Consider the following 14,257-nt stretch of genomic DNA (forward strand, 5'->3'; position numbering starts at 1 on the left):
ATCTGGATTGTATAGTTTAATTAACCACGGGGCAGTGACGTAATACTGCCCTTGTGGTGCCGCGTGAGCAGTCGGGCGCGTACCGCCAACAGGGCGGCACAGAGCATGACCAGCGCCAGTGATATTTTTGACGGCAGAGGGAGCGCCATCGCGATCAGCCCCAGTGCAGCGCCTCCCGCCATTTGTACAAACCCTACCATCGCCGACGCAATTCCCGCTTCATTGGAATAAGGCTCCAGCGCGTAGCTGGTGGAGGGGCCGATCAAAAATGCCAGACCGCCACAGGCCAGCGCGACGGGCAGCATGTAGGTCGGCCAGATGTTTTGCAGCGCGTCAGGTAAGATCACAACACCACCCAGTAGTGAAAGGAAACCCGCGCCCATCAGCAGGCTACCAACAGCCAGACAGCGTGGCCGACCGACTTTGCGGATAATGCGATTCGCGAAAAAGCTGACCAGCATGATCCAAAAACCGTTTGCTCCGAAGGCGATTGAAAATTCAAGCGGCGTGAGTTGCGCCTGATTTATCAACACCACGGGGGAAAAGGTGACATAGGTTAACGCCATCCCCATTGCGCCCGCGTTGACGGCTGCAAATCCCAGAAAATGGCGATCGGACAACAGGCGTACATATTGGCGCAGCGGTAAGCCGTGTACGGGCAATGTTGAATCCGGGCGCGTTTCGGGCAGGAAGCGAATGACGAGTGCCAGTACCAGAACACTGTAGCCCGCGAGGAACCAGAACGGCGCACGCCAGCCGAAGGCTTCAGCCAGCAGCCCGCCGAAGAGCGGCGCCAGCGCTGGCACAATATTCAGCGTGCCGTTGAGAAAACCATAGGTTCTGGCGGCATCATCGCCGTTTAGCTTGTCACGTACGCTGCTGAAAATGGCAACGGCAGTACAGCAGACGGCCATACCCTGAAAAAGGCGTGAAAGAACGAATAGCGTGGCGTTGGTCGCCAGCGCCGCCATGATGGCACCGATGATATAGATTATCACACCAGCCAGCGCCATCGGGCGGCGGCCATATTTATCGACCAGTGGCCCAGCCAGAAGCTGGCCTAATCCCATGACCAAAATAAACAGGGCGACGGTGGATTGAATCAGCGATTCCGGGCTGTTCAACGCCACGGCGATGGCGGGAATCAGCGGTAAATAGATGTCGATACCCAGAGGGCCGAGTAGAACCAGAGTCAGTAAAATCAGAACAAATCGTTGCATAACAAAAACAGACGTCTACGTTTTATGGGGTCGACAGGGTAATGCGCGCACTGGCTGAAAGAAAGCGTTATCTTTGTGACAATGTCACGATGAGATAGTGATTTACACTCTGGAAGGGAAAATCAGCCAGTTAACTATTAGTCATTAACAGATAACTGGCTGAGTGATGGTTAATGCCCTACGGTTTGCTTACGGAAGAGTTCGCGGAAGACAGGGTAGATATCATCCTGATCGCGAATATGCTGCATAGCGAAATTATCAAATGTATCGCGCAGTGTTTCATATTCGCGCCAGAGCGTCTGGTGTGAACGTCGTGTGATCTCGATATAGCTGTAATAACGCACCATTGGCAGAAGCTTATTCGCCAGTATCTGGTGGCACAGCGGTGAATCATCAGCCCAGTTATCGCCATCCGATGCCTGTGCCGCATAGATATTCCACTGTGACGGATCGTAACGCTCGCGTACGACTTCCTCCATCAGTTTTAACGCACTGGAGACAATGGTACCGCCGGTTTCCTGAGAGTAGAAGAACTCCTGTTCATCAACCTCTTTCGCCTGCGTGTGGTGGCGAATATAGACAACGTCTACGTTTTTGTAATTTCTGCTGAGGAACAGATACAGCAGAATATAAAAGCGCTTCGCCATGTCTTTTGTCGCCTGATCCATGGAGCCGGACACGTCCATCAAACAAAACATCACAGCCTGGCTCGATGGCTCGGCCCGGCGCTCGTAGTTCTTGTAGCGCAGGTCAAACGTATCAATAAACGGCACGCGGGCGATTTTCTGGCGCAGTTCGGTAATTTCCTGTCGCAGCCGTTCCTCTTCCAGCAATTGCGCGGGTTCGGTATGTGCCAGCTGTTCCAACGTCTCTTCCAGTTCGTGCAGCGTGCGGCGTTTACCCGCCGTCATCGCCATACGACGCGCCAGTGAGTTTTGCAATGACCGTACCACGCTGATATTGGCAGGAACGCCGTTCGCGGTGTAGCCAGCGCGGTGTGTTTTGTACTCGGTCATCTGCCGATGCTGGGTCTTCTTCAGATTTGGCAGCGCCAGGTCTTCAAACAACAGGTCCAGATATTCGTCTTTGGAGATCTGAAAGACAAACTCATCCTCGCCTTCGCCATCTTTACTGGCGTCCCCCTGACCGGAACCACCGCCGCCACCTCCTTGTGGCCGCTCGATTTTGTCGTTCTGTACGAAGTGATCATTACCCGGGTGGACGCGATGACGGCGTCCTCCACGGCCCTGATGGAACATCGGTTCGTTGATGTCTGCATTGGGGATCGACACCGACTCCCCGCTTTCGATGTCGGTCACCGAACGCTTATTAATGGCCTCGGAAATCGACTGTTTTATTTGCGACTTATAGCGGCGCAAAAAGCGTTGGCGGTTCACCGTGCTTTTGTTTTTGCCGTTTAGCCGTCGATCAATAAAATAGGCCATGTTTCCCCCAAACGCTGTTGCCAGCATCGTGCGTCATTATGATGATTTCCTCACCCGCAGATACCATTCGCACAGCAAACGCACCTGCTTCCGGGTGTAGCCTTTCTCCATCATACGATCGACGAAGTCATCATGTTTTTTCTGTTCATCCGTTGAGGTTTTGGTATTAAACGAAATCACAGGCAGCAGCTCTTCCGTGTTGGAGAACATCTTCTTCTCGATGACCGTGCGCAGTTTTTCATAACTGGTCCAGTTTGGATTCCGGCCGCTATTATTGGCGCGGGCACGCAGGACAAAGTTGACGATCTCGTTACGGAAGTCTTTCGGGTTGCTGATGCCCGCAGGTTTCTCGATCTTTTCCAGCTCGGCGTTTAGCGATTCTCGGTCAAACAGCTGGCCGGTATCCGGGTCACGGTACTCCTGATCCTGAATCCAGAAATCCGCATAGGTAACATAACGGTCAAAAATGTTCTGCCCGTATTCGGAATAGGATTCGAGATAGGCGGTCTGGATTTCTTTACCGATAAACTCCGCGTATTTCGGCGTCAGATAGCCTTTCAGGTGCTCCAGGTACTTCTCTGCCAGTTCCTGCGGGAACTGCTCACGTTCGATCTGCTGTTCCAGTACGTAGAACAGGTGTACCGGGTTAGCCGCGACTTCGCTGTGATCGAAGTTAAAGACGCGTGACAGAATCTTGAACGCGAAGCGTGTCGACAGGCCGTTCATCCCTTCATCCACGCCTGCGTAATCGCGGTACTCCTGATAGGATTTCGCCTTCGGATCGGTATCTTTCAGGCTTTCTCCGTCGTAAACCCGCATCTTGGAGTAGATGCTGGAGTTTTCAGGATCTTTCAGGCGCGACAGAATGGAGAAGCGAGCCAGCGTTTCCAGCGTGCCGGGTGCGCAAGGCGCATGCGTCAGTTCGCTGTGGTTGAGCAGCTTGTCGTAAATTTTGACCTCTTCGGATACGCGCAGGCAGTACGGCACCTTCACGATATACACACGGTCAAGAAACGCCTCATTGTTCTTGTTGTTACGGAATTGCACCCATTCCGATTCATTGGAGTGCGCCAGAATAATCCCGTTGAACGGCAGGGCGGCAATACCTTCCGTCCCGTTGTAGTTGCCTTCCTGTGTCGCGGTCAGCAGCGGGTGGAGCACCTTGATCGGCGCTTTGAACATCTCGACGAATTCCATAATGCCCTGATTCGCGCGGCACAATGCGCCAGAGTAGCCGTAGGCATCGGGATCGTTTTGGGCATAATGCTCCAGCTTGCGGATATCGACCTTGCCGACCAGCGCTGAAATATCCTGATTGTTCTCATCACCGGGTTCGGTTTTTGCGATCCCGATTTGTGCCAGAATTGATGGCCATACTTTAACGACTTTGAATTTGGAAATGTCGCCGCCAAATTCCTGAAGGCGTTTGGCTGCCCACGGCGACATGATGGTGCCGAGATAGCGCCGTGGAATGGCATACTCTTTTTCGAGAATGGCGGCATCTTCCTGCGGGTTGAACAGGCAGAGCGGATGGTCATTCACCGGGCTGCGTTCGCCGTTGGCGCTGAGGATGTAAATCGGTACGCGTTGCATCAGTGCTTTCAAGCGTTCGGCCAGAGAGGATTTACCGCCACCGACCGGCCCCAACAGATAGAGAATCTGTTTCTTCTCTTCCAATCCCTGCGCGGCATGTTTCAGGTAAGAGACAATCTGTTCGATCGCTTCTTCCATACCGTAAAATTCTTCAAAAGCCGGGTAGCGAGCAATCACCCGGTTCGAGAATAGGCGCGACATTCGTGATTCTTGGGCGGTATCCACCATTACAGGCTCACCGATAGCCGTTAACAATCGTTCAGCCGCGTTCGCATAAGCATTGCGATCCTGCTGACAGATAGTAAGGAATTCCTGCAGAGTGAACTCTTCATCCTTGGCAGCGTCGTAGCGCTGGCGGTAGTGATCAAATATGTTCATAGCGATGCCCGTCCTTCGTCGATTAGCACAGATTAAGAGAGCGCGTGGAATATATGCCTATTAATGTATTGCCCTCCGAAAGAAGAAATCTTCTGAGTCCAGCAACCCTTATGCCAACTTGCCACATCAGGGCGTCGTGATTTTATTCATACCAGCTGGTCAGGAAGACGTCACCTTCTGTATTAAAGCGTAGTTTGCATCCGTAAAATTTCCTCTAGTCCACAGACGTATTTTTAAGATATTTCAAGGACTCACTTTCAGGAAAATCCGTGTAACCTTATAGAGAATAGGCGCTCAGCCTTAAGGACACGGCCTATTACCGACGTTAGCGCACGTAAAACTTATCGAATAGTTAGGTTATTCGTTAGTGTTATTTTATATAACCTGAACGCGAACGTGTGTAATTGGCTTATCATGTTTCATGATATTTATCTGTAATAGGAAATAGAAAACTGTGAAAAAACCTCAACTATGTATGCTGGCCGCGCTGATTTCTGGTGCCGTGCTCCTGCCTTCAGCCTATGCCGCAGACGTCTCTCTGGGCCTTGGCGCTGTGGGTTCAACGTCCGTATACCGTGGTGTTGATAATGACGTTTATCCGCTTCCTGTACTGAATTATGAAAGTGAAAATTTTTATTTCCGCGGGCTAGGTGGTGGATACTACCTGTGGAATGACGGCGCAAATCGTCTCTCTTTAACGGCCTACTACCTGCCTTTAGGGTTTAAACCGGGAGATAGCGACGATCTGCGTATGAAGCAGCTAGATAAACGCCGCGGTACGCTGATGGCGGGTGCGGCCTATCGTCATACCGCCGACTGGGGCGAAATTCGTACTGTGCTGGCAGGCGACACGCTGGATTACAGCAACGGATTCGCGTGGGATACGGCCTATCTTTACCGTTTCTCAATGGGTGATTTGAGCATCACCCCAGGTATCGGCGCCACCTGGTTTAGTGAAAACATGAACCGGTATTACTATGGCGTTAACGCACAGGAGTCCGCGCGTTCCGGCTTTAACCAATATAGTCCTGGCGATGGTTGGGCTCCCTATCTTGAGCTGAGCGCCGGTTATCAGATTAACCAAAGCTGGAGCGCCTGGGCCGTGGGTCGTTACACGCGTTTGTCTGACGAAATGAAGGACAGCCCGATTGTCGACAGTAGTCACAGCATCTTAATGAGCGCAGGCGTCAGCTACCGTTTCTGATGCTTTTCGTGAGCGCTTTTAATGCTCTTCGTAAGCATGGTGCAGTTGCCGTACAATAATGGGGTGATATCACCCCATTTGCACGTTTATGGTGCGCTGAATGCCATGTTAGGTTGATGGCAAACCGATGACGTTGACGGTAAATAAGGGAGAAGCGCGTGACAAAAACGATTCGTTTTCCAGATGACACCCGCGTACCGGCGATCGGTCAGGGGACGTGGTACATGGGTGAAGATGCCCGCATGAAAGCGCAGGAAGTGGCGGCGCTGCAAGCGGGCATCGACCTTGGCTTAACGTTGATTGATACGGCCGAAATGTATGCGGATGGCGGGGCGGAGGTCGTGGTCGGTGAAGCGATGCGCGGCCGTCGTGACAGCGTTTATCTGGTATCGAAAGTCTACCCGCACAATGCGGGAGGTGAAAAGGCGATACAGGCGTGTGAACGCAGCCTGAAGCGACTGCAAACCGAGCGTATCGATCTGTATCTGTTGCACTGGCGTGGTGGTATCCCCTTAGTTGATACCATCGCCGCAATGGAACGATTGCAGCAGGCGGGCAAAATCGGTCAGTGGGGCGTCTCCAATCTCGACCTTGAGGACATGCAGGAGCTGTGGTCTCTGAACGGCGGACAGCGCTGTATGACCAATCAGGTGCTTTACCATTTGGCATCGCGTGGTATTGAGTTTGATTTGCTGCCGTGGTGTCAGCAACAGCAGCTTCCCATCATGGCGTATTGTCCGCTGGCGCAGGCCGGGCGCTTACGTGATGGATTATTCTCGCATCCGGTAGTGAAGCGGATTGCGCATGAACAGAGCATCACACCCGCTCAACTTTTACTGGCATGGGCGATTCGTCAGCCGGGCGTGATCGCGATTCCTAAAGCAAGTTCGGTTAAGCATGTTCAGGAAAATGCGCAAGCATTGGACGTGTTGTTGTCTGAGGACGATATCGCGCAGTTGGATCGCGCTTTTCCACCGCCGACGCGCAAACAACATCTGGATGTGGTGTAGCATTTGCGGAAGAGGTGTATGGCGGTTTCGCCATACACCCATATAGTTACGTTATAGCCGTGGTTATTTCTTGATGCGGATAACCGTCGCCAGACGTGCCGGAGCGTTAGTGGAGGCGACAAACGGTTGATTAATTCGCGCCGTTTCTACGCACACGAACGTTTTATATCCCTCATCGGTCATATCGCTAATTGTACGAGAAAGCTCTGCACCAGGGTTCCACGACACGACATCACTATGGTGCGAATGGTGTACTTCGATGCTGCGTTTCAGGACGGCGTCATGTATCACGCTGGTATCCTGTGGCTGGGTATAAATGCGGTCCGTACGGTCGGTAAAGACCAGATCGCCTTGCTGCGTAGACAGCTTGCCCTGATTCACCTTATCAATGAATGACTCGCCCAGACCAGTAATGCGGATATCGCTGATGTCGCCGATGTTGAAATAGGTGTGCAGCGCGCTGGTAATGCTGTAATCACCTTGTGCTTCCAGCTCAATGCCGCACTCTTTGCCCAGCTTGAAGCGGGCGATGAGCGTGAATTCATGCGGCCAGCTCTTACGCGTTTCTTCATTGTCTCGCAGCGTGAATGTGAGCTGCACACCGTGCTCATCTTCGCTGTGAGCGGTAAATTCCCACGGCAGCAGGCGGGCGAAACCATGGTTAGGCTCGGCGAAAGGGCCAAACCAAGGGAAGCAGATCGGTACACCGCCGCGAATCGCAACGTGATGAGTAAAAGGCGTATTGTCACTCAGCCAGAGTACCGGCTCTTCATTAGTTGGCTGCCAACTGAGTAAGTGTGCCCCTTGTAATGCCACTGCCGCACGCACTTCAGGATGGTCAACGACGACGATAGGGAGTTGGTCCAACTGACGCTGGCTGAGGGTGGCGCTAATTTGTTTTGTGACGGGGAGTGAGAAAATTGTGTTATGCATGATAGTGCCTTTTTTTGATTGTTTTTCGTAGTAAAAAGAAATCTGCAAGTAACAATAAAAAAGGGCGACATCATGTCGCCCTTTTTTCACCGAATCATCGCTGACACTTATTTAGAAATGTGAGCAATCAGATCCAGAACTTTATTTGAGTAACCCGTTTCGTTGTCGTACCAGGAAACCAGTTTCACAAAGTTATCGCTCAGTGCGATACCCGCTTTCGCATCAAATACGGAAGTCAGTTTTTCGCCGTTGAAATCGGTAGAAACCACTTCGTCTTCGGTGTAGCCCAGCACGCCTTTCAGCTCGCCTTCAGAAGCAGATTTGATTGCTGCACAGATTTCTTTGTAAGTAGCTGGTTTTTCCAGACGTGCAGTCAGGTCAACAACAGAAACGTTAGGGGTAGGAACGCGGAACGCCATACCAGTCAGTTTGCCGTTCAGCTCAGGAATAACTTTACCTACTGCTTTAGCAGCACCGGTAGAAGATGGGATGATGTTCTGTGCTGCGCCGCGGCCGCCGCGCCAGTCTTTGTGAGACGGGCCATCAACGGTTTTCTGCGTTGCAGTGGTTGCGTGAACGGTGGTCATCAGTGCTTCAACGATACCGAAGTTGTCGTTGATAACTTTTGCCAGCGGAGCCAGACAGTTAGTGGTGCAAGAGGCGTTAGAAACGATGTCCTGACCTGCGTAAGCTTTGTGGTTTACGCCCATAACGAACATTGGGGTGTCATCTTTAGATGGACCAGTCAGAACGACTTTCTTCGCACCAGCAGCGATGTGCTTACGTGCAGTTTCGTCAGTCAGGAACAGGCCAGTTGCTTCAGCAACGACATCAACGTTAACTTCGTTCCACTTCAGGTTTGCAGGATCGCGCTCGGCGGTAACACGAATGGTTTTGCCGTTAACAACCAGGTGGCCATCTTTAACTTCAACGGTGCCGTTGAAACGACCATGAGTTGAGTCGTACTTCAGCATATACGCCATGTAATCAGCGTCCAACAGGTCGTTGATTGCAACGATCTCGATGTCAGAACGTTCTTGTGCAGCGCGGAAAACAATACGGCCGATACGGCCAAAACCGTTGATACCTACTTTGATAGTCATATATTCCACCAGCTATTGGTTTGTGAATAAAAGGTTGGTTGTAAAATTACAAAAACCTTGCTGAGCGTCAAGCGGAATCGTGTCAATAGTTGCTGTAAGTCAAACCTATGACCAATCTTTGCGCAAAAACCGCTCGAGCCTGTAACTAAGTAACATCTAAGACTGATATGAGGGCGGAATGCATCATATAAAGCCTGCGTTGTCTCAATATGTGATGCTCATCACAATTAAATATTCATGCTGATAACATTCCTAATATTAGGCCAGAACGGCCTGTTAGGTTGTTAATTTTTTGTTATAATCAATGATTAATTGAATTGATAACACCCGCTGTGAGACTTCCATGACTAACGACTCTGCTTCGCATACCCCGTCCGATAATACTGAACTGACAGAGATGCAGCGCTATGTCACCCAGCAACGCGGCACAGAGCCCGCGTTTTCAGGCAAACTGCTGCATAACAAGCGCACCGGCGTTTATCACTGCTTGTGCTGTCAGGCTCCGCTGTTTTACTCCGACAGTAAATATGACTCCGGCTGTGGCTGGCCGAGCTTCGATCAGCCCGTTTCCTCAGAAGCGATTCGCTATCTGGAAGATGATTCACACAATATGCGCCGTATTGAGATCCGCTGTGGGCAGTGCGATGCGCATCTGGGGCACGTTTTCCCTGATGGTCCGAAAACCACGGGCGAGCGCTATTGCGTAAATTCTGCTTCGCTGAGCTTTATCGATGACGTTGATGGCGAGCGCGTTGACGGGTAATCTGAGTGAGATGAATAGGGCATGGCAGGCTGGTACTGCATAGCTTTAAACGATTCAGCTATCAAGCATTCCTGTAAATACAAACGTTTCTGTAAATGCAAACGTTCCTGTAAATACAAGTGCCCCTGTCAATAACAGAACTCAGTAAGAATAACGCTGACCTTTTTCGGAGCAGAAACCGGATATGGAACTCAATGATCTGATCGACGCGATGACGCCAGAAATTTACCAGCGGTTAGTCACGGCGGTAGAGCTGGGCAAATGGCCAGACGGTGTCGCGTTGACGGCTGAACAGAAAGAAAACTGCCTGCAAATGGTGATGATGTGGCAGGCTCGTCATAATGAACAGGCTGAGCACATGACGATTGGCACTAATGGCGAAATTGTGATGAAGAGTAAGCAGGAACTGAAGCGCGAGTTTAACATCGCTGATGCTATTGTTACGTTGAAGCCCGACGCCTAACGCGTAAGCAGGCAGCCTCATCGGCTGCCGTAATGCAGGGCGACAGTGACGCTGACTAGTGTGCGGAAGGCAGTGTAGCAAGGAACTGCGTCATATCCGTCAGTGTCGCCCCGCGCTGTACCATTTCCCGTAATGCAGATTCGCTGTCGTCGGGCAAAAGATTCAGGCCCCGACAACCATCCACTAATATTTCGGTGTGATAACCCAGCGCAATGGCATCCCACACGCTGAACTTGACGCAATAATCTGTCGCCAGCCCAAGAATCGTCAAATGGGTGATATGGTTGGCATGTAGCCAGTCATCCAATTCTGTTTTTACCCGATGCCCGTTATCGAAAAAAGCGCTATAGCTATCGATCTCTGGCTGAGTCCCTTTTTGTACGATCCACTGAATGGCCGACTGATTAAGTGCGGGGTGGAAATCAGCACCAGCGGTTCCCTGCACGCAATGAACCGGCCACCAGATCTGCGGCCATCCGTTTAACTCGCCGATTTCTCCAACCTTGGTATTTGCATTAACGGCAAAGCAGCCGTGATTCTCGGGATGCCAATCCTGACTGGCGATCACGGTAACGCCAGCGGCCACGCAGGCCTCAATCGCACGGTTGGCAACCGCAATGACCTGATCGCCTTCATTAACGGCCAATGCGCCGCCGGGACAAAAATCATTTTGTAAATCAACTAATAGCAATGCTTTTTTCATTACCGACTCCGTGATTGACTCAATCTTTATCGCTCAATTCCCCATGCAGGTTCTGCTGCATCAAATGGCGAATTTCATCGGCGCTTAAGTCCTGCTGGCTCAATAAATAATGCAGTTTAGTCAGTGCAGCTTCAACGGTCATGTCAAAGCCACTGATCACGCCTGCATGCGCCAGCGCATTACCTGTCGCATAGCCGCCCATGTTCACACGACCGGAAATGCACTGTGTTAGATTGACGACCACAATGCCGCGTGCGGAGGCTTCGCGTAATTCGTGCAGCAGGCCGGGGCTTTGCGGCGCGTTGCCAACACCGTAGGAACGCAGGATAAGCGCCTTTACCGGCTGACGGAGGAAATTACTGATGACATCGGCAGAAATGCCAGGGTAAATCGTAATCACCCCGATAGGCTGTGGCGTTATGTGATGTACTTTTAGCGGTGGGCAGTTGCTGCATTCCACGGTGGGCGCCAGTCGACGAATATGAATACCGGCTTCCAGCAGTGGCGGATAATTAGGGGAAGCGAAAGCATCAAAACCATCCGCATGGGCTTTGGTGGTGCGATTGCCGCGTAGCAGCTTGTTATTGAAGAAGAGAGCGACTTCATTAATCGGATGATTAGCCGCAACGTATAGCGCATTCAGCAGGTTGGTCTGGCCGTCCGAGCGTAATTCTGCCAATGGAATTTGTGACCCTGTCACGATAACCGGCTTGGCCAGATTTTCCAGCATAAATGAGAGCGCAGAAGCGGTGAACGCCATCGTGTCAGTACCATGCAGAATCACGAAACCGTCGTAATCATCGTAGTGATCTTGAATATCGTCCGCAATGGATTGCCAGTCTGCTGGCGTCATGTCGGAGGAGTCGATCAACGGGTCATATTCATGAATCGTGAACGATGGCATCTCTTCACGATGGAATTCGGGCATGTTTGCCAACTGCTGTTGTAAATGACCGGATACCGGGACATAGCCATTAGCAGAACGCTGCATACCGATGGTGCCGCCCGTGTAGGCGACATAAATGGATTTCTTTCGCATGGTGGTGTGAGTAAGGAGTAAACCAAAAATTATAGAGGGAAAAACAGCCCGATAATACTATCATAAGCAATGACTATTACCGGGCTATACCCGTCATACTTCAAGCTGCTTGTGCGTTGGCAATACTCGGCTCATTTCTGAGCCTCGCCCTGAAGGGCGGCCGCAAGCGGCGTTCAAATCGGCTAAGCCGATTTGTCCTTACTCACCCCAGTCACTTACCTGTGTAAGCTCCTGGGGATTAATGAGCTTCATAAATGAAGCTCACCCTTCGGGCCAGCGCTAGCGCTGTTCAAATCGGTAAGACCGATTTGTCGTTCGGTTGCCGCCTTCACGCAACCCGAATTATTTAGGGTATATATGTGCGCTTACTGTAAACGCTACCGGACTTCTCCGCAGTTGAGGCAAAATGCGTACCGGTTCTGCGGGTCGTTTAGGTTATTCATGATAGACGGTTGTGAGCGTACAGCTTCTGCCAACTGGGCGACCGGTGCCGGCAACATAGACTGAACGGCAACGGGCAGCAGGGCGTAAACGGAAGCGTTCACCTGATTCAGCATTGTGTCGAACAGACCAGGTTGTTCCGCATACCAGTTCAATTGGTATTGTCCCAGTTTGGCCAGCTCTGCGGCTTTCTTCACTGCATCATCAAAATCACCGATCTGATCGACAAGACCATTTTCTTTCGCATCGCTACCGACCCAGACGTGACCTTGCGCGATCTGATCGATTTGCTCCGGCGTTTTCTTGCGTGCCTGTGCCACGATATCGATGAAATTTTTATAGCCGCGTTCAATACTCAACTGCATCATCTGCGAGAATTCAGGCGGCAGCGATTTTGTAATCGACAGATCGGCCAGCGGGGAAGTGGCAACGCCATCCGTATGCACGCCAAGGCTTTCCAGCGAGTTTTCGAACGTGGTAATCACGCCAAAAATGCCGATAGAACCTGTCAGCGTACTGGCGCTGGAGATGATCGCGTTTGCTGGCGTTGAGATCCAGTAGCCGCCTGATGCCGCCATGCCGCCCATGGAGACCACGATCGGTTTGCCCGCCAGACGAAGCGCCATCAGTTCTGAGCGGATCAACTCCGACGCGGTAACGCTACCGCCAGGGCTATTGACGCGCAGTACCAGCGCTTTGACTTTAGGATCGAGGCGTGCGGCACGAATTTGTGCTGCTGTGGTATCGCCACCGACCATTCCCGGTGTTTCCGGCCCGTCAATGATGGCGCCATTGGCAAACACAACCGCAATCTGGTTGTTATTTTGCACCGGCGGTTTGAGGGTGTAGTCGTAGATGCTGATAAAGTTAAAGTTGTTTTTCTGGCTATTCCAGCCGAATGCTTTAACCAGCGATTGCTCGGTCACGGAACGTGATGCCACTTCATCAACCAGCTTGTTATCCAACGCATAGCGTGCGGTGTCGCCCTGAACGGCCTGCAAGCCCGCAATGATGCCTGCTGCACCAGGGAAAAGCTGCTGAGGTGTAATCTGACGGTTAGCGGAAACGGTATTTAAATACTGCTGCCACAGCGCGTTGATCCAGCGGCCATCGGCATCGCGCGCAGCAGGAGACATATCGTCACGCAGATAGGGTTCAACGGCTGATTTATAGGTTCCCACACGGAAGATATTGGTGGTCACTTTCAGCTTGTCGAGCATGGATTTGAAGTAGAGATTGTTGGTCGCAAAACCGTGCAGATCGACACTGCCTTGTGGCGTCAACGACACCGTATTGGCAAAACTGGCCAAATAATATTGAGACTGATTGTAGCTATCGCCGACGGCATAAATGGGTTTACCGCTATCACGGAATTCACGCAGCGCCTTGCCGATATATTGCAGGGATGGCTGGTCGGCACCGGTAAAGTCGCTGAGATCCAGCACCATTCCCGTGATGTTATCGTCGCTCTTTGCCTGACGAATACTGTCAACGATATCGAACAGTGAGTTTTCCTGACGACGGTTGTTTGATGCACCGAAGAATTCGCGCCCTAATTGACGCAATTTGTTATTAACGGTGGGTTGATCAACGACCACGCCGGTTAGATCGACCAGCAGCGCACCCTTGGTGGCCACTTCCGGTGTTGTTTTTACCTGTGAGTAGATTCCAACGCCAACCAGAATCAAGGCGATAAGAAAAATATTGAGAATAAATTCTCTGATAAAATTAAGCAGACGCCACGTCCACTTAAAAAATCCGCTAAAAATTCGCCACAATGTGCGCATGATATCTCCATGAACGGGTAAACAACGTGTGCTCTACGTCCTTCAGCTCGCCTCTGGCAAGTGATGAAGCACAAGGAGTGATAGTATCCTAATGAGCAGACAGTAAAAAGTCAGTATTAAATCGCCGCAGAAGCGCGCCCTGTCGGGGCTATCTTGTAACAAAACTTCTACTTGT

12 protein-coding genes are annotated in these 14,257 nt (G+C 51.3%); 4 read left to right on the forward strand and 8 right to left on the reverse strand.

The features are described 5' to 3' along the window. Positions 1-20 precede the first annotated feature (20 nt). From LCF41_RS10725 to yeaG, 3 genes are all read right to left on the reverse strand, one after another. Positions 21-1,220 carry a multidrug effflux MFS transporter gene (locus LCF41_RS10725; RefSeq protein WP_225088019.1) on the reverse strand — a complete coding sequence of 400 codons (1,200 nt, stop codon included), beginning with the start codon at positions 1,218-1,220 and terminating at the stop codon, positions 21-23. 170 nt (positions 1,221-1,390) lie between these two features. Further along, complete coding sequence (locus LCF41_RS10730) at positions 1,391-2,665, reverse strand: YeaH/YhbH family protein (protein WP_225088020.1); 1,275 nt, start codon at positions 2,663-2,665, stop codon at positions 1,391-1,393. A 36-nt stretch (positions 2,666-2,701) separates the two neighbouring features. Then, a complete protein-coding gene (gene yeaG / locus LCF41_RS10735) occupies positions 2,702-4,636 on the reverse strand; it encodes a protein kinase YeaG (RefSeq protein WP_225088021.1) in 1,935 nt (644 codons plus the stop codon). 454 nt (positions 4,637-5,090) lie between these two features. On the opposite strand from yeaG, the gene LCF41_RS10740 reads away from it, so the two are divergent. Further along, a complete protein-coding gene (locus tag LCF41_RS10740; protein ID WP_225088022.1) occupies positions 5,091-5,840 on the forward strand; it encodes a MipA/OmpV family protein in 750 nt (249 codons plus the stop codon). 158 nt (positions 5,841-5,998) lie between these two features. Continuing rightward, complete coding sequence (locus tag LCF41_RS10745) at positions 5,999-6,850, forward strand: aldo/keto reductase (RefSeq protein WP_225088023.1); 852 nt, start codon at positions 5,999-6,001, stop codon at positions 6,848-6,850. A gap of 63 nt (positions 6,851-6,913) precedes the next feature. On the opposite strand, the gene LCF41_RS10750 is transcribed toward LCF41_RS10745, so the two are convergent. Further along, positions 6,914-7,783: a D-hexose-6-phosphate mutarotase gene (locus LCF41_RS10750; protein WP_225088024.1), complete on the reverse strand. Its 870-nt coding sequence runs from the start codon at positions 7,781-7,783 to the stop codon at positions 6,914-6,916. A gap of 107 nt (positions 7,784-7,890) precedes the next feature. Then, a complete protein-coding gene (gapA, locus tag LCF41_RS10755) occupies positions 7,891-8,886 on the reverse strand; it encodes a glyceraldehyde-3-phosphate dehydrogenase (RefSeq protein WP_225088025.1) in 996 nt (331 codons plus the stop codon). A gap of 343 nt (positions 8,887-9,229) precedes the next feature. On the opposite strand from gapA, the gene msrB reads away from it, so the two are divergent. Then, positions 9,230-9,649, forward strand: a complete 420-nt coding sequence (gene msrB, locus LCF41_RS10760) for a peptide-methionine (R)-S-oxide reductase MsrB (RefSeq protein ID WP_180741073.1) — start codon at positions 9,230-9,232, stop codon at positions 9,647-9,649. Positions 9,650-9,833: 184 nt separating this feature from the next. Continuing rightward, positions 9,834-10,112, forward strand: coding sequence for a YeaC family protein (locus LCF41_RS10765; RefSeq protein ID WP_180741072.1), 279 nt, complete (start codon positions 9,834-9,836; stop codon positions 10,110-10,112). Positions 10,113-10,167: 55 nt separating this feature from the next. Here the strand turns inward: LCF41_RS10765 and pncA are convergent, their stop codons facing one another. From pncA to sppA, 3 genes are all read right to left on the reverse strand, one after another. Continuing rightward, the gene (gene pncA, locus LCF41_RS10770; RefSeq protein WP_225088026.1) at positions 10,168-10,815 is read right to left on the reverse strand and encodes a bifunctional nicotinamidase/pyrazinamidase; all 648 of its coding nucleotides are present in this window, start codon (positions 10,813-10,815) and stop codon (positions 10,168-10,170) included. Positions 10,816-10,834: 19 nt separating this feature from the next. Next, entirely contained in the window at positions 10,835-11,854 is a 1,020-nt protein-coding gene (gene ansA / locus LCF41_RS10775) for an asparaginase (RefSeq protein WP_225088027.1), read from the reverse strand. A 377-nt stretch (positions 11,855-12,231) separates the two neighbouring features. Next, positions 12,232-14,082: a signal peptide peptidase SppA gene (sppA, locus tag LCF41_RS10780; protein ID WP_225088028.1), complete on the reverse strand. Its 1,851-nt coding sequence runs from the start codon at positions 14,080-14,082 to the stop codon at positions 12,232-12,234. Between the last annotated feature and the right edge of the window lie 175 nt (positions 14,083-14,257).

This window comes from Pectobacterium colocasium, from assembly GCF_020181655.1.
In the GTDB taxonomy this organism is placed as follows: Bacteria; Pseudomonadota; Gammaproteobacteria; order Enterobacterales; family Enterobacteriaceae; genus Pectobacterium; species Pectobacterium colocasium.

Bases quoted from the DNA above. Each gene is read 5' to 3' on its own strand.
- ansA (WP_225088027.1), bottom strand. From the start codon at position 11,854: ATGCGAAAGAAATCCATTTATGTCGCCTACACGGGCGGCACCATCGGT.
- msrB (WP_180741073.1), top strand. From the start codon at position 9,230: ATGACTAACGACTCTGCTTCGCATACCCCGTCCGATAATACTGAACTG.
- LCF41_RS10765 (WP_180741072.1), top strand. From the start codon at position 9,834: ATGGAACTCAATGATCTGATCGACGCGATGACGCCAGAAATTTACCAG.
- LCF41_RS10725 (WP_225088019.1), bottom strand. From the start codon at position 1,220: ATGCAACGATTTGTTCTGATTTTACTGACTCTGGTTCTACTCGGCCCT.
- sppA (WP_225088028.1), bottom strand. From the start codon at position 14,082: ATGCGCACATTGTGGCGAATTTTTAGCGGATTTTTTAAGTGGACGTGG.
- yeaG (WP_225088021.1), bottom strand. From the start codon at position 4,636: ATGAACATATTTGATCACTACCGCCAGCGCTACGACGCTGCCAAGGAT.
- LCF41_RS10730 (WP_225088020.1), bottom strand. From the start codon at position 2,665: ATGGCCTATTTTATTGATCGACGGCTAAACGGCAAAAACAAAAGCACG.
- pncA (WP_225088026.1), bottom strand. From the start codon at position 10,815: ATGAAAAAAGCATTGCTATTAGTTGATTTACAAAATGATTTTTGTCCC.
- LCF41_RS10750 (WP_225088024.1), bottom strand. From the start codon at position 7,783: ATGCATAACACAATTTTCTCACTCCCCGTCACAAAACAAATTAGCGCC.
- gapA (WP_225088025.1), bottom strand. From the start codon at position 8,886: ATGACTATCAAAGTAGGTATCAACGGTTTTGGCCGTATCGGCCGTATT.